The 15,402-nt window shown below is 41.0% G+C and carries 19 protein-coding genes and 2 pseudogenes; 10 read left to right on the top strand and 11 right to left on the bottom strand.

Translation table 11 applies throughout. The features are described 5' to 3' along the window. A partial coding sequence (locus UF75_RS19185; RefSeq protein ID WP_156146519.1) for a transposase occupies nt 1–321 on the top strand: 321 nt, incomplete at its 5' end. Between the two features lie 150 nt (nt 322–471). On the opposite strand, the gene UF75_RS19180 is transcribed toward UF75_RS19185, so the two are convergent. From UF75_RS19180 to UF75_RS19170, 3 genes are all read right to left on the bottom strand, one after another. After that, complete coding sequence (locus UF75_RS19180) at nt 472–1,665, bottom strand: ATP-binding protein (protein ID WP_045576172.1); 1,194 nt, start codon at nt 1,663–1,665, stop codon at nt 472–474. A gap of 255 nt (nt 1,666–1,920) precedes the next feature. After that, nucleotides 1,921–2,196, bottom strand: a complete 276-nt coding sequence (locus tag UF75_RS19175; RefSeq protein ID WP_045576171.1) for a hypothetical protein — start codon at nt 2,194–2,196, stop codon at nt 1,921–1,923. Nucleotides 2,197–2,285: 89 nt separating this feature from the next. Beyond that, nucleotides 2,286–2,492, bottom strand: coding sequence for a hypothetical protein (locus UF75_RS19170; RefSeq protein WP_045576170.1), 207 nt, complete (start codon nt 2,490–2,492; stop codon nt 2,286–2,288). 876 nt (nt 2,493–3,368) lie between these two features. Here UF75_RS19170 and UF75_RS30355 point away from each other — a divergent pair. The 3 genes from UF75_RS30355 (at nt 3,369) to UF75_RS19150 (ending at nt 4,609) form a co-directional block, all read left to right on the top strand. Beyond that, complete coding sequence (locus UF75_RS30355) at nt 3,369–3,710, top strand: hypothetical protein (RefSeq protein WP_045576168.1); 342 nt, start codon at nt 3,369–3,371, stop codon at nt 3,708–3,710. Next, nucleotides 3,649–3,957 (top strand): PEP-utilizing enzyme, encoded by a 309-nt coding sequence (locus UF75_RS30350; protein WP_242860341.1) that lies wholly within the window; start codon nt 3,649–3,651, stop codon nt 3,955–3,957. The genes UF75_RS30355 and UF75_RS30350 overlap by 62 nt, the downstream gene beginning before the upstream one ends. Nucleotides 3,958–4,144: 187 nt before the next feature. Continuing rightward, entirely contained in the window at nt 4,145–4,609 is a 465-nt protein-coding gene (locus tag UF75_RS19150; RefSeq protein ID WP_045576166.1) for a hypothetical protein, read from the top strand. A gap of 157 nt (nt 4,610–4,766) precedes the next feature. Here UF75_RS19150 and UF75_RS19145 read toward each other — a convergent pair whose 3' ends face one another. The 6 genes and pseudogenes from UF75_RS19145 to UF75_RS19125 form a co-directional block, all read right to left on the bottom strand. Further along, entirely contained in the window at nt 4,767–6,161 is a 1,395-nt protein-coding gene (locus tag UF75_RS19145) for a HAMP domain-containing sensor histidine kinase (RefSeq protein ID WP_045576165.1), read from the bottom strand. Beyond that, entirely contained in the window at nt 6,158–6,895 is a 738-nt protein-coding gene (locus UF75_RS19140) for a response regulator transcription factor (RefSeq protein WP_045576164.1), read from the bottom strand. Before UF75_RS19140 ends, UF75_RS19145 begins: the two co-directional genes overlap by 4 nt. Before the next feature lie 123 nt (nt 6,896–7,018). Next, nucleotides 7,019–7,345 (bottom strand): YnfA family protein, encoded by a 327-nt coding sequence (locus UF75_RS19135; protein ID WP_045576163.1) that lies wholly within the window; start codon nt 7,343–7,345, stop codon nt 7,019–7,021. 365 nt (nt 7,346–7,710) lie between these two features. Further along, nucleotides 7,711–8,205, bottom strand: a complete 495-nt coding sequence (locus UF75_RS19130; RefSeq protein WP_045576162.1) for a hypothetical protein — start codon at nt 8,203–8,205, stop codon at nt 7,711–7,713. Nucleotides 8,206–8,612: 407 nt separating this feature from the next. After that, a pseudogene (locus UF75_RS27490) lies at nt 8,613–8,831 on the bottom strand (winged helix-turn-helix domain-containing protein); the annotation flags it as partial. 14 nt (nt 8,832–8,845) lie between these two features. Then, entirely contained in the window at nt 8,846–9,385 is a 540-nt protein-coding gene (locus tag UF75_RS19125; protein WP_045576161.1) for a response regulator, read from the bottom strand. 268 nt (nt 9,386–9,653) lie between these two features. Here UF75_RS19125 and UF75_RS19120 point away from each other — a divergent pair, with 268 nt between their 5' ends. The 6 genes and pseudogenes from UF75_RS19120 to UF75_RS19100 all read left to right on the top strand — a co-directional run bounded on the left by UF75_RS19120 (nt 9,654) and on the right by UF75_RS19100 (nt 14,432). Then, a complete protein-coding gene (locus UF75_RS19120; RefSeq protein ID WP_052693440.1) occupies nt 9,654–10,304 on the top strand; it encodes a FixH family protein in 651 nt (216 codons plus the stop codon). A 2-nt stretch (nt 10,305–10,306) separates the two neighbouring features. Beyond that, entirely contained in the window at nt 10,307–11,671 is a 1,365-nt protein-coding gene (locus UF75_RS19115; protein WP_045576160.1) for a 4Fe-4S binding protein, read from the top strand. 158 nt (nt 11,672–11,829) lie between these two features. Continuing rightward, nucleotides 11,830–12,165 carry a hypothetical protein gene (locus UF75_RS19110; protein WP_156146517.1) on the top strand — a complete coding sequence of 112 codons (336 nt, stop codon included), beginning with the start codon at nt 11,830–11,832 and terminating at the stop codon, nt 12,163–12,165. Beyond that, nucleotides 12,162–12,279, top strand: a pseudogene (locus tag UF75_RS31095) (cytochrome C biogenesis protein); the annotation flags it as partial. The gene UF75_RS19110 and the pseudogene UF75_RS31095, both read left to right, overlap by 4 nt. Before the next feature lie 16 nt (nt 12,280–12,295). Continuing rightward, complete coding sequence (locus UF75_RS19105) at nt 12,296–12,988, top strand: response regulator transcription factor (protein WP_045576159.1); 693 nt, start codon at nt 12,296–12,298, stop codon at nt 12,986–12,988. 1 nt (nt 12,989) lies between these two features. After that, nucleotides 12,990–14,432, top strand: a complete 1,443-nt coding sequence (locus UF75_RS19100; protein WP_045576158.1) for an ATP-binding protein — start codon at nt 12,990–12,992, stop codon at nt 14,430–14,432. A 254-nt stretch (nt 14,433–14,686) separates the two neighbouring features. Here the strand turns inward: UF75_RS19100 and UF75_RS19095 are convergent, their stop codons facing one another. Next, entirely contained in the window at nt 14,687–14,968 is a 282-nt protein-coding gene (locus UF75_RS19095; protein ID WP_045576157.1) for a hypothetical protein, read from the bottom strand. Between the two features lie 127 nt (nt 14,969–15,095). Continuing rightward, the coding region (locus UF75_RS19090; protein WP_045576156.1) for a DUF1385 domain-containing protein at nt 15,096–15,402 on the bottom strand (307 nt) is incomplete at its 5' end.

Genomic DNA, 15,402 nt, shown 5'->3' with positions numbered 1-15,402 from the left:
AAAAAAACTTCATTGTGTGAATTTCTTGAAGACGGACGTATTGAATTGTCCACGAATCGAATTGAGAACGCGATCCGCCCCTTCGCCGTAGGAAGACGTGGCTGGTTATTTTCAGATACGACCAAGGGAGCTAAAGCGAGCGCTGTTGTTTACAGCATTGTGGAAACGGCCAAGGCGAATAACCTTAATGTATACATGTATCTGGTCCATATCTTCAGTAAAATGCCGGGGTTAGATTTCAAGACTGATCCAGCTCTCTTGGATGATTTTATGCCCTGGTCTCAAAAGATTCCAGCTTACTGCCGCAACACGGAACAATAATTATAGTATGGTAAAGCCTTGGCACTATTACTACAAGTTGTGCCAAGGCTTTTATTTGTCAATGCACTGCATTATTAAGCGCTTACAGAAGAACAGACGGCTTCTAACATACCTATGTTAAAAACCGTCTGTTTTATAATGCGCTTTTGTTCAGTTCAGTAAAAAATCAAGTGCGTTGATTTGACGAATCCCGTTATGGGAAGTGGGAGGGTCGTCATCCAACGTTAGGAGATATTTCGGAAAATGGTCGGCAATTTTCTTTAATGGCTTAAGTTCTCTATCCAAGGTATCTACATCTCTAACAGTAGCAGCTACTTGGTAGTATTCAATCCCATCATTATTCGATGCAATGAAATCCACCTCCATATCATCTACCTTCCCTATAGACACTTCGTAGCCCCTACGGAGAAGCTCTAAATAGACCACATTTTCGAGAATATGACCCATATCAGCGCCTTTATTGCCCAAAAGATAATACCGTAGACCAATGTCAACGATATAATATTTTTCCTGCGTTTTGAGAATCTGCTTACCCTTAACATCATAGCGTTTTGCATGATAGATGATATAGCTGTCGATTAGCGCAGAGAGATAGGTCTCAACTGTATGGGTTGAGATTTTTCTTCCATCGGAAGTCATTGTGTCACTGATTTTTTTTGTTGACCAACGGTTGCCTATGTTATCAAATAAGAAACGAATAACGCTCTCAAGCAGCATCACATCAGATATTCTTTTCCTCGACACAACATCTTTCAGGAGCACGGTGTTATAGATTCCACTGAGATAATCACGTATCAAACTCCGGTCATTTTTTAGGCTGACGGCATACGGAAATGAACTGAACTGAAGGTAATCACTATATTTTCTGCTGAGGTCGGTTCTGTCTCCAACAAAATCAAGGTATTCTTTGAAAGACAGAGGCAGCATTTGCATTTCAATATATCTACCGGAAAGAAGTGTTGCCAATTCGCCAGATAGCATATGGGCATTGGAACCAGTGATATATAAATCGACATTCTCTTTGATATATAAACTATCGACAGCCTTCTGGTATGACTCAACAAGCTGAATTTCATCCAAAAAGATATAGTTCATTTTATTGGGGACAAGACGTTCTTTTAGATAGGAATAGAGGCGTTTATAATCGGTCAGCTCGCTGTAATCCATATCCTCAAAATTAATCGCCGTTATTTGCTCTTTCTGAACTCCATTTTGAAGCAGATACTCGCGGAACATTTCGAGCAAAGTAGATTTTCCGCAACGGCGAATACCTGTAATAACTTTAATTATCTTTGTGTTTTTTAACTTGATCAACTTATTTAGGTATTCTTCACGCAGTATCATAATGACACCACTCCTTTGGTACTTTTCTCTTATTATATACCAAAATATTACATATATCAATATATTAGAATTATATTTCAATAAAATATAATTCTACAATGTTTTAGAAATTTATTTCTAAAACTAAATCATAAAAGAAATCTCATCGTCATACGTTTAGCATTTTTCTAGCAACGTTTTAGTGTATTTTTAACATAGCTAATAGCACGATTTTAGCAAATTTCACTTGGCAGAAATAAATATTGGTTGCCTCTTCTACCGCCTAAACCTCTTACCAATGTCACTTTTAATAATTCGCAATAGGTAAGGAAAAATCACAATTCCAACAATAACAGCCGCTACCAACCAGAAGAATTGGAATACTACATTCTCCACAGGGTAAAAGGGATCAACTAAGTCAAAGATCGTCACGTAGACTAAGCAGATTAGGAATAATTGACGCCACGTACCTTTAATTTTTGATTCTTTAAAAGCAAAAATAGATGCCATTGCCAGTACGATGGTATCTAGCAAATTTATTATCAGTCTCAAAATTACTCCTCCTTTTGCAAATTTATGACCTAGCAGTTTCGTATAATTGCTATCGGCATGGATGCCATGAAAAATGGCCATAGTCTTTGCTAATCACAGGGGTGGTTGAAGTATATAAAATCTGCTCCACCCTGTTCCCTCGGTATTTTCTCACTACTCCCATCGACACTAATGAAGTTTTCCTTTCCCTGGAGCTTTAGTATGAACTTTTGCAGTACCTCCCTGTTCTTGAACTCTTTCTCCTTGGCCACCAATTGACCTTTTCTATTAACCTCAGTCCATTTTAAAACTATCATCTTTCATTCTCACCCTTCATTTTTTCTTTAGGTTTGCCAAGGTGATCTAATGCGTTCTGCCTTTCTAGGGTGATCAAAGTTATCTAATCTTTCGGTTTTTTTAATGTCTTTTTAAGGAAAAGGCCTTCGGGGAAGCATAAACAGGCCTGCTCTGCTTTCTAGAATACATTTAAAACCACTTCCTTTTAGTCCCAACCTTTACTGATCAATTCCCCAGTTAACACGGTAAATCAATTTCATCAGGCTTAGGAAGATCAATAACAGACCAAATAATAACATTCCTAAAACCGAAGAATCAAATGATCCTATGATAAGTGAAAGGATCGAATCCCAGATATTTTCGCGAACAGAGTTCGTTCTCCATAATTTTACTCCCCAAATAACGAACCCTATTCCAACAATTAACATAAAAACGTAGAGAAGTATCATAGCTAATTCCTCTCGTAATTTTATTGATTATTACTTGAACCACTTATCTTCGAGTTTACGGATAAAGACTATTGCGATGAATAACGCAAGATAGCCTAGCCAGTTATTCAATCGTTCCAAAGTGCTTACAGCTACAACGAGAATAATCACAATTAGAATTAACTTGATATGTCTCAACTGCTTCACCTATTTCATTGCAAAATCTACTTAAAGTATATTATGTCTCTCAGTGTAAAAACTTTGTTGATAATCCCAAGACGCTGAGCTGGCGTTTCAACTGCACCATTCTTAGTCTTTACCGTCAGACAGAAATTATAAAAGGTCCTTAGAACTGTCAGTGCATACTGAGCATACTTAGGATTACAGTTGGCGTAAATATAGCTTTTTGCCTTCCAGGAGCAGTCATAAGAGGTCTTTCCAAGACGGAAATGCGTCTGCAATCGCAGCATGTTTGCCGAGTTTGGTCGTCGTTTTGTTGCCGATGGAGCGTTTGGACAAATTGAAGACATCTATTGGCTCGAAAAGCCTGAGGTGGAAGAATTGGCCAACACCCTCACACGTGGCGTTCCACTGTCTGACATGGCTGAACGTATTCCTGCACGAAAAAAGCAGTGGCAGGATTTTCTTAAAGTAGTCCCCCCGGTCATGCTGCCGGAAAAAACCCGCTGGTCAAAATTACTTCATGGAGAGGAGGGCGAAAAAAAAGGCAGCACGGTGGTGCTGAAAGGTGTGGGTACCAGCGGCGGTATCTGCTCCGGCTTGCGTTTTATTTGGTTCAGGAGATTTTAGCAAGCTCAAACCTGGCGATGTATTGGTAGCCGTAACGACCACCCCGGCCTGGACTCCATTGTTTGCATCGGCTTCCGCAGTCGTCACCGATATCGGAGGGCCGCTCAGCCACAGCAGTATTGTAGCTCGCGAATATGGCATCCCGGCGGTCATGGCCACTCGCTCAGCCACCCGTTCCATCAAAACTGGACAGATGGTTACTGTAGATGGGACCAAAGGAACGGTGACATTGGATGAAAACTCGTAACCCTATCCGGATTTTAAGTTTTAATCTTCTGGTAGTTTCCCTCAGCTACGGATTGGTATTGCCGGTTATGCTTTTTGTTTCCCGTAAAAGAAACATATCGTTCATTACGATTATCGGAATTTAGTGTTGCATAAACATCAGATTATGTCTTGTTAATTCGTCTTAAATAACTAGAAGGAGTGATGTTATGAAGAAACTTAGAATCGTTTTAGTGATGCTTATACTTGCATTGATTGTGTCAGGTTGCTCTAATTCTGGGGTTAGTCCACAAATTGAATCAAAGGGAAATACGGTTACAGCTCAGTCCGCTATCGATTATGATACTTTTACCACTGCCATGAGAGCAAAAGGTTACTCACTTGAGGAACTACAACCCTCTCAGAATGAGATTAAGTTCTTCAGTGTGACTGCAAAATCTATCAAGGTTAATGGCGACCTTATTTTTATCTACGAGTTTACAGATAATGCCACTGCAAAATCCGAATCACAAAGAATTACTAGCGATGGACAAATTGGCAACAGTATAATTGATTGGATTGATAAGCCTCACTTTTATCTACAAGGCAAAATAATTGTAGGTTATATCGGAAGCAATAAAACAATATTGGGTGATTTGGCAAAGATTATCGGGGACCCGATTACTGCTACCTAATTTGACAATAGAAGAATGTTAAAAAGTGTACTAATAGGGGGTAACCCCTATTAGTCATGGAGAAAATCAACAGTAGAATATAACTGAGCCAAAAAGAAAAAACCAGATGACCACCTGGTTTGATTTTATTATGAGCTAATTAGCGTTTTAATATTTTTTAAAATCTTACGCTAAAAACAGAACCTTTGCCTAGGACGCTTTCTACCTCTACTTGGCCACCATTTTTTTCGGTTAACTGTTTAACAATAGCTAAGCCTAAACCAGTACCACCTGTTTCGCGGCTTCGGTCCTTATCTACCCGATAAAACCTGTCCCAGATATGGGGCAGATCTCTTTCAGGAATTCCGAGCCCAGAGTCACTTATTGAAATGCTAATCATTTCCGCAGACTCTTTTAAGGATATCGATACATTTCCGCCTTGCGTTGAATACTTAAGAGCATTATCCACTAAATTTACTATGATTTGCTTGAGGGAGTTTAAATCGATTTTTAGAAAAATACTAGTTTCTTCAGAAATGACTTCCATAGTAATAGAATTTTCTTCAGCCCTTGGTTGGAAGCTGGTTAACACATCTTCAATAAATTTTTTAAGCTCAATTTCTTCTGGTTTCAGAAAAATCTCCTCTTCTGATCTGGACAAAATCAGAAGGTCATTAACTAACTGAGATAATCGATCGGTTTCGTCATTAATAATCGTAAGAAATCTTTGCTGCGCCTCGGGCGTTTTGCCCTTGTTATCAATCAAGGCTTCAATAAATCCTTTGATCGATGTTAAAGGACTTCTTAATTCGTGTGATACATTAGCAACAAATTCTTTCATTCTTTCCTCATTGGCTTCAACCTTACTCGACATATCGTTAAAAGTTTTTCCGAGTTGGTTTATTTCTTCAATGCTGGTATCCGTCGGAACAGTGACCTGCTTTTGTCCTTTTGCAATTAATGTTGAAGCTTCGGTAATGGTCAAAATTGGCCTTGAAAGACGCCTCGATAGTATTATCCCTATTAGAAAAGCAATAGCTAAGGAAATAATTCCTGCTGTCAGTACTAATTGAGAAAGGCTGGCTAATGCTTTATTAATTCCTTGAATCGGAGAGTAAAGAACTATGGCCCCAATTACCTTTTCCTCTTGAATAATTGGAATTATAACCCGAATAACTGGTTCCTGAAAATATTGGGATTTCCCTTTATATACAGATATGCTCCCTGATTGCATTTTTTTAAGCTCTGAAGCTTCTAAATAATTCCCTTCGCAGTATTCATGATTTGCGGCGGTGGCTATAACCGCTCCTTTTTTATCGACTACCCAGACCTCAGTTCCTAAGTTTAAGTCCAGACGGTTAGCCATATTGACAAAATCATGGGGGTCCTCTTTTTCAACTAAAAAGGGCTTAACCACTTGTGCCATATCCTGCCCTTTAATAATTAGCTCCCTTTCCTTCTGCTCAAAAAGGTAGTTATTAAACATGAAGGATAGGCTTACCCCTATAACAACCAAACTTATTACGACAATCAGGATATAGGAGCCAACCAACTTCGTAAATATGGTTTTCATTGATTTGGCACCTCAAATCTATACCCAATTCCCCGCACTGTATGAATGAAGATGTGGTTTTTTTCTTCATTATTTATCTTTTTCCTCAGACGTTTTATGGCTGAATCTACGGCCCTAGTATCGCCTGCATAGTCAAAGCCCCAAACCTTATTCAATAATTGTTCCCTAGTAAAGACTTGTCCTCTATTACGGGTTAAAAAAACCAATAAATCAAATTCTTTAGTTGTTAATACAACCTCCAGCCCGTTTAAGAGAACTTGATACTTTATAAAATTAATCTGAAGCCCTGGCAAGTCAAGAATAGCATCGGAAATCCTATTCCCTAGCCCAGTGGAATGCGAAAAACCTTTTTTAACTTCCGTACCTATTAAGCTTCTTCTAATTTGAGCTTTAACTCTTGCTAGGAGTTCTCTGGGACTAAAAGGCTTCGTTATATAATCTTCGGCTCCTAATTCAAGGCCAAGGATTTTATCGATTTCTTCTCCTTTTGCAGAAACCATGATAATTGGCACTTGACAGAAGGTCCTTATCTGTTTGCAGACTTCCCAACCATTAAATTTTGGTAGCATTATGTCTAACAACACCAAGGAGGGTTTATCGGTCTGGACTTTCTCTATAGCCTCAAGACCATTTTCAGCATGAATAACGATGAATTCTTCTTCCAAATAAACCTGTATTAATTCCCTAATCAAAGGGTCATCATCCACAACGAGGATCTTTAACCTGTCTTCCACCTTTAATCCCCCTTTCCAATACGATTCAGGTGAACTCGACTTGCAAGTGTTTGTACTTAACCATGAAGTAACTTCTTTCTCCACTGATACGATTCAGATCATATCCTCTCGCATATTTTGTTGCTATTGCCTTGGCACCCAAAGTATTACAGAGACACCAATCATACAGATTAAAGCCCCAATCCAATCGTAAACATCAGGTGTTTTACGATCTATACCCCAACCCCAAAGCACTGAAAGAATAACAAAAACGCCACCGTAGGCAGCATACACCCTTCCAAAACTAGGATACTTTTGAAAGGTAGGAATTATCCCGTATAGAACAAGAATAAGTCCACCAATAATTCCATACCATACTGGCTTGGCCTCACGTAACCAAAGCCAAACTAAATATCCCCCACCTATTTCTGCCAACCCGGCTAGAAGAAATAGAAATATTGTACTAGACATAAATTTAACCCCTTATTATTGTGATATTTTATACACTTTCTATTATAAGTTATCAGTTTAACTATTGCCAAAATTATTACTGTCGCTTATTTTTTTACTCTACCCGTAAAATTCAGCTTGTGAATCACCCAATACAAACACTTTTGCCTACAGAAGTTGAGATCCCTACTCAATTTGTAAGCAATTGGAACAATAATCTTTATACACATAACATAAAACACGGGGAACCCTAAACGGGTTCCCCGTGTTAGCTCTCTACATATGGATCTATCTAAAGCGAAGTCTTACCACATTCCTCCATAGTACCTTAGCAAAAAATAACTGGGCATTGTTTCAGCCCAGTTTAACTTAATCATTAGATTTTATCATTCATGACCCGATTGGCTACCTGACATATGATTCTCACCCATATTAGTATTATGATTCTCGTTATAATTGTGATTAGTGTTATAACCATTTCCGTTCATACTATTGTGCAATTGTTGGTGTTGTTGGGGATTCATATTAGAATGTCCATCATTGTAATGATATTGATTGGCTTGCCCTGTAGTGACGGGTGCAGAGGTAACGGTTTTTGCGGGAACGGTTACAGGGGTACTTGCCGGAGCAGCAACCGGGGTAGCAACTGGGGTAGGAGCTGGGGTAGCAACCGGAGCAGGAACTGGGGTAGTAGCCGGGGCAGCAACTGGGGTAGCACCGGAATTCGTGTTCATGACCATCGGATTAGGATCGTTTTTAATCCATTCGGCTATTTTTTGCTGATAGTCCGTGGAGGTGGCAGCACCGGCTACACCGACCGCACCAACTATTAAACCAAGTGATAAGGCACTTACCAAGAATGTGTTCTTAATGTTTCTCATAAAAAATCATCCTTCCATTTTAACCTTTGATTACGACAAGGTTTGTTTCATCCAGTTATTCGTTAAGGCAGACTATTTTTTGGGGGTAGGTAAAAACTTTTTATAAGATAAAGCTATTTTCTCTCTCTACGTTGTTAAGCAAAGACATACTTAAAACTGTAGCTAAAACAATCCCTATCAATGCTTCTATAAGTGCAATTGCTTTAATGCTGTCCACATGCTGTTTCATGCTTGCTAATGGGCTGTAGATAACTACCAAGCCGATAACCCAGTTATCTTTTTTTAAGGAACAGCCACAAGAAGCATCTCTTCATTGCCCCCGATCTTGCCAGCGAAAACGACTTTTTTATCACTAATGACTTTCTCTTTAAAACTTGGCTCTAAAAGGTATTTTGTTCGTCGACTGATCAATGGCCGTTTGACTGTATAAAATGTTTCCAGTTGTATTCATAATGGCAGTTGTAACCCACCTGATTTTCGGTCTTAGACCTTAATCGTTTGAAGTGGGTGTCAACAGTACGTGAATCTCCACAGTAATCGTATTCCCAAACCATGTTTAGTAACTGGTCTCTGCTGTATATTCGCCCGGGTTGTTTTGCTATGTATAGCAACGGGTCAAATTCTTTATTATTATACCAATTTACCAACACCACCAATTCATAAATACATTATCCCAGCCATCGTTATGATGACTATTATACCAGTAATATTTAGTCTGATAGTTAGGATTCGTCGGACTGTACCATGATCCACTCGCATCAAGGTTAGTCGGTTGCCTAACATCCGGATTAGGTTGGGCTTGGTACGGGCTAGCAGTAGGGGCCACTTCAAAGGCCTTACACACCGTGATGAGCAGTTCATCTATATCAAAAGGTTTCAATATATAATCATGCGCCCCAGCTTTCATAGCCTCAACCGCTGTGGCGGTGCTTCCGTGTGCGGTCATCATCACAATCAGTAAATCCGGATAATGCTCTCTCAACGTGCGTAGGACACTTAAGCCGTCCTTCTTCGGCATTTTCAGATCTACAAGGACAAGATCTGGACGTTCAGCTAAAGCCCGGTCTAAAGCTATTTGCCCGTCCGCCACCGTTTCCACGTCATAACCAGCTTTACTTAATGCCCGTTCTAAAACCCAACGTATATTTGCTTCGTCATCTGCGACTAAAACCCTTCTCATACTCACCCTCCTCGATTGCGGGATTTGCCACACCATAGTGTGGGAAATCCCACAGTTTTTTAATCCAACTCTTACATTATTTCGTTATTAATCCAAAGTTTTTATTAAAAAATCTTTTTTTGAAATTTAAAATGACGGATTATGAACCTATAACCTCATTTTGGGCGGTTAGTCATCAATAAATCAAAGGATATTTGGGACTCGTTATAAAGTTGGCACAGAATTTGCGTATAAGGGTATCCAGAATTAATTTTTAGGAGTGTGCTTCATGAAAAAGAAACTATCCCTTATCGTTATAACCCTGTTCTCTTTATTACTTTTTACCCTTCCCGCATTAGCTGATTCAAAACCGGCCTCATCCAACAACATGTCCGACATGAACATGCCTGACATGAAGTCTGACGCCCCTTCTTCTACTTCTGAACCTGCTGATAAGCCTATGAATACTACCCTATCCAACGACAGCAAGTTCCAAGTGAATGTGCAATTTACCCCCGAGAACCCTGCCCCGAATCAACCTGTCAACTTTATGATTACCGTTAAGAACAAGACAACCGGACAACCTGTCCTCGATGCTTCAGTGAATGTGAACATGATGCTCATGGACGGTGAAAAGGACAGTAGCATGCCCGGTATGAGCATGTCCTCAGACACTTCCATTGAAGGACAAGCTAAACTAGACAACATGGAACCTGGCATGTACACAATCACCCTCATTCCAACCAAACAAGGGGAATGGAGCCAGGAGATTCATATCAGTTCTCCGACTCTTGGAGAAACCACTGTCACTGTGCCACTTACCGTCGCCAAAACTGGCCCGAACTGGATCCTCATTGGAAGTGTTGGCGGAATCGTAGTACTGGCCGGTATTTATGCTCAAATCCTAAAACGTAAGCAAAACGCTTTGAAGGAGGTATAATAATGAGTCAATCCTCACAACCTAAATCCCCACAAGATAGAAACTTTCTTAAGTTTAAACCCCTTAAGTGGTTTTTGCAAAGTTCACTTTATCCGCGAATTTTCCAATGGGCTGCCGTGCTTGTTTTCGCGGTCATTATGATAGAAACTCTAGCGGGACCCACAAGCGCCCACGATAACTTCGGTACTGCCGCAACTTGGGTTCTATGGTGGCCACTCTTACCCTTCTTCTTCTTCCTATTCGGACGGTTCTGGTGTGGCGTCTGCCCCTTTGGCTGGGTGAGCGATTTGACACAGAAGCTCTTTGGGGCCAACCGAAAAGTCCCGAATTTTTTGAGGAAATATGGACTATGGATCATTGATATCACCTTCATTTTCATCACTTGGTCCGACCACATCTGGGGGATAGTGGAATCTCCTCGAGGATCTGGCACCCTCTTGTTACTCATCTTAGGCGGTGTAATGGTAACCGCAATGTTCTTTGAACGCCGTACCTGGTGTCGTTATTTATGTTTCCTCGGTAGTTTGTCCGGTAACTATTCCCGAGCCGGTATGCTGGAGCTTCGTGCCGACAAAGAAACCTGCAAAACCTGCAAAACAAGGGATTGTTATAGGGGAAATGACAAAACACCTGGCTGTCCTATGTTTGAATTCCCGATGGCTATGGAAAACAATGCTAACTGCAACCTCTGTGGGAACTGCATCAAGAGCTGCCCCCGTGATTCTATCCGACTAACATCCCGCAAACCCACCAGTGAATTTTGGTCTATGACCAGGGCGCATTTCGAAGAGTCTTTCTTAGCTATTGTTATCGTCGGGATTGTCTTTGTACAGAATATTACCATGTTGGACTTTTATCAGTCCTACCTTAAGTGGGCCGAGCTGTCATTAGGTATTGGTAAAGATGTCGCCTTTACAATTCTCTTTATAATCGCGATGACTACTCCGGTATTACTTCTTTTCGCAGCGACTGCAGTTTCTAAGCGTTTTACCGGTGAGACTATGCGAACAGCCTTCGCACGTTTTGGATATGCTGTCATTCCGCTTGACCTGGCTGCCCATATGGCCCACAACTTGTTCCATTTTCTAGCCGAAGGAAAGTCAATCTACTACACGTTCATGGGGCTATTTGGAGTGCATCTTGAGGGGCCAACAGACTTCGTTTCTGACCCGATAATCCAAATTATGCAATACGTCTTAGTCATCGCCGGAACTATTGGTTCTATGTACACTGCCTATAGGATTGCTAAAAAGAACTACGGTACGAGTAAAGCCTTATCAGTCGCTATGCCGTATTTAGTTGTCATCTTGCTCTTCGGTATCCTAAACTTCCTTACCTTTACGGTGAGAATGGGAATGCGGATGTAGATTCAGAGGTCAGAAATCGGAGGCCAGAGGTCAGATGAAGTCAGACTTAGGATAATTTCATGTTTAATGCGTAAGCGCACTCGCGAATTCGAGTGCGCTCATTCTAAATAAGTGACGGTTACATGAGAAAAACATTAAAATATAAAATTTCGCAAATAATGCTTACATTTTGGGAGGATCTTCTATGCTTATATAATAAGAAAAACCAAAAAATCAAAGCCATAGTTCTCGCAATTTTGCTAACCATTAGTTTGGTTGGTGCAGAGGTCTTTGGGTATTTCTCCGACGGTACTTCCCCAGACTCTTCCTCGGCTTCTGGCAACAATGATTATAGTAGCTTAAAGAGTCGGGTAGATGCTCTCAATCTACAGGTAAAGTCAACCCCTAATGATATTCAACTTCAACAGGATTTAGGCAATGCTTATTATGATTTGGCTTCTGTGGCTCAGAAAAATGCTCCGAATGAAGCGCAAGAGAATTATAACCAAGGATGACTTATGTGGCAGGCCAAGGTATACTAATATTATGGCTCTGTCTTGCTCTTTATTTATGGCCTTGGTCACGGGTTTACTGTTATTATCGCGAGTACATTTACAGCCGTTTTGAAAAGGAGTCTGTCTATCCATGAGGATTTTACTAGTTGATGATGAAAAAAAAATCACGACCGTGCTGAAAGCCTATCTTCAACAGGAAGGATTTCAGGTAAGTACGGCCATAAACGGCCTTGTTGCGCTAACTATGTTTAAAGAAAACCCTTTTGATCTTCTCATCCTTGATCTAATGCTCCCAGGCATGTCTGGAACAGAAATTTGCCGCGAAATCCGCAAACTTTCCTCAGTTCCAATTATCATGCTTACTGCTAAAGTCGAAGAAGAGGACCGCATTCAAGGATTAAGTATCGGTGCGGATGACTACGTTACAAAACCATTTAGCCCTCGTGAAGTGGTTGCCCGTGTCCGGGCTGTTTTACGACGAACCAGTAACGAAACTGCACCGCTTGCTGACGTAATTTCCTTTGATAATGGACTTACGATTGATAACATACAGCATGCAATACGACTTCATGATCAAGATGTATTATTAACTCCAACTGAGTTTAAAATCCTTGGTGCCTTGGCGAAGCACCCTGGGCGGGTGTTATCTCGAGGTCAGCTAGTGGAGATTGTCCAAGGACACACCTTTGATGGTGATGAACGAGTGGTTGATGCTCATATCAAAAAGATTCGCCAAAAAATAGAAACTACCCCCAGAGACCCACAAATTATTTTGACCGTTTACGGTATCGGCTACAAGTTTAATCCAAGTGCGGGGGAATAAGATGCGCACAAAATTGTTTCTTTCTACCCTGATCATCGCGATAATCACTCTAACCTTCAGCATGCTTTCCGTAAACTTCGTCTTCAAACAACAGTTTACTGATTATTTAACCCAGGCGAATGAAGCAACCTTAGAACAGTTACCCTCTCGTCTGAGTGCCCTTTATCAGAGCAAGGGGAGTTGGGATCCTACATCTTTAAACGAAGTTACTCACTCCCTCCCAATGGGTACAATTGTTACTCTGACAGATCTAAACGGTAAGCTTATAGCCACATTAAGCAACACCATGGAAGATATGATGCAAAGACAAGGCGAAATGGGCATGGGTATGGGTATGGGCATGAGCATGTCCTCCTATTCCCCTACAAGTTGGAAAACAAAAACCTTTACGGTGTCAGGACCCCTCGGGACTTTAGCCACCGCACAGGTTCGCTACCCAGCAACCGCACAGATTCTCAATCCCCAAGATGTCCGCTTCCAATCCGCAGTCTTTCGCTCTCTACTCTTCGCTGGAGGATTAGCGCTTCTATTTGGGATTATTCTCAGTTACTTTACAAGCCGCCGACTCGTCGCTCCGCTCAGACGATTAACGCAAGCAGCCAATCGTATTGGTCATGGGCACCTCGACGAACGCGTTTCCGTTCGCTCCAAAGACGAGGTAGGGCAACTAGCGAACGCTTTTAATGGGATGACCGACAATTTAAATAGACAAGAAACCCTCCGCAAACAGTTTACCGCCGATATCGCCCACGAACTGCGTACTCCCTTAACCTCGATCAAAAGCTATATCGAAGCCTTCCAGGACGGTGTCCTTCCTGCCAATCCAGAAAATCTCTCCTCAATTCATGAGGAAATTGACCGATTAGTTGACTTGTCCAGCGACCTTAAAGACTTAAATGTGGCGGAAATGGGTGCTTTAACGCTAATCCTAGAACCGGTGGACTTAACGCATCTTCTTGAAAAAGTAATTCATAGCCTCCATCCGCTCATCCAGGAAAAAGAATTAACTCTAAATTGGAGTGCCCCTGAAGAATCCGTGACTACGTCCGGGGACGGCCGGCTTCTGACCCGCCTCTTTTACAATCTCGTTCACAATGCCTATCGGTACTCAGATGTTGGCGGTCGAGTCACCATCACACTTACGCAAACACAAGATTCTGCCGAAATCAGAATTAAAAACACGGGTATCGGTATCCCGGAAGACGATCTCCCTTATATATTCGAGCGTTTTTACCGTGCCGATAAATCCCGCACCCGTGAAACTGGTGGAACTGGAATTGGTCTGGCACTTGTCCATCAGATCACGGTCCTCCATCAAGGCACCATCACAGTACAAAGTAATGTCGGGCAAGAGACTGAATTCATCGTCAAACTTCCTAATGACATAAAAGTGGCTGAAGATTATATCCTCAGCCACTTTTTATCCACCCAATCAAGTAATTAAATGAATAAGGTCGTAGTTGGCAACACACGCAATTTTAAATGAAAGGCAAAAAATAACTGGGCATTGTTTCAGCCCAGTTTTACCTAATCAGTAGATTTTTATCATTTATGACCATATTGACTTCTAGAGATATGATTCTCAGACATGTTAGTATTATGGTTCTCGTTATGATTAGTGTTATAACCATTTCCGTTCATACTATTATGCAATTGTTGGTGTTGTTGGGGATTCATATTAGAATGTCCATTACCAATTTACCAACACCACCAATTCCTAAATACATTATTCCAGCCATTGTTATGATGACTATTATACCAGTAATATTTAGGCTGATTGTTAGGATTCGTCGGACTGTACCATGCTCCACTCGCATCAATGTTAGTCGGCTGCCTAACATCCGGATTAGGTTGAGCTTGGTACGGGTTAGCAGTAGGGGCTAGCTGCCAAGGACGGGGTATTGCAAATACTTTTGATAGAAAAAAACCTGTAACCAATAGAGCAATAATAATAAATATCAATAATGCCTTCTTCTTCATTGTAGTCCTCCCATTTTCGATTCACAAATAGATTCTACTATAAGAGAATTACATGAAGTTAACGGATTTTTAACATTTTTGTTAAAATACCCTGTCTAGCTTATTTTCTACCCTTACACCCCAAAATTCACGTTAGTTCCTGACCTGAATCCAAAACGCCTTTTAATGCAGCCAACGCGACCTCGAGCTGGGCATCATCCGGTTCCCTCGTGGTTAATTTCTGTAATAACAAACCTGGTACTATCAACCATCGAAACCACGGTGATTCTAAATGCCGCGAAGAGAATTTCAGGATCTCATAAGCTATCCCCGCAACTAAAGGCATAAGAAGCATGCGAGAAAGTAATCGCCACCATAAGGGGTGCAATCCCACAAATGCGAACACAAAGATGCTTACAACAACCACAATTAAAAGGAAACTTGTCCCGCAGCGC

This window comes from Desulfosporosinus sp. I2, from assembly GCF_000960765.1.
Lineage (GTDB): Bacteria > Bacillota > Desulfitobacteriia > Desulfitobacteriales > Desulfitobacteriaceae > Desulfosporosinus.
The sequence above is the reverse complement of the archived record's forward strand: the minus strand, read 5'-3'. Positions and strand labels throughout refer to the sequence as shown.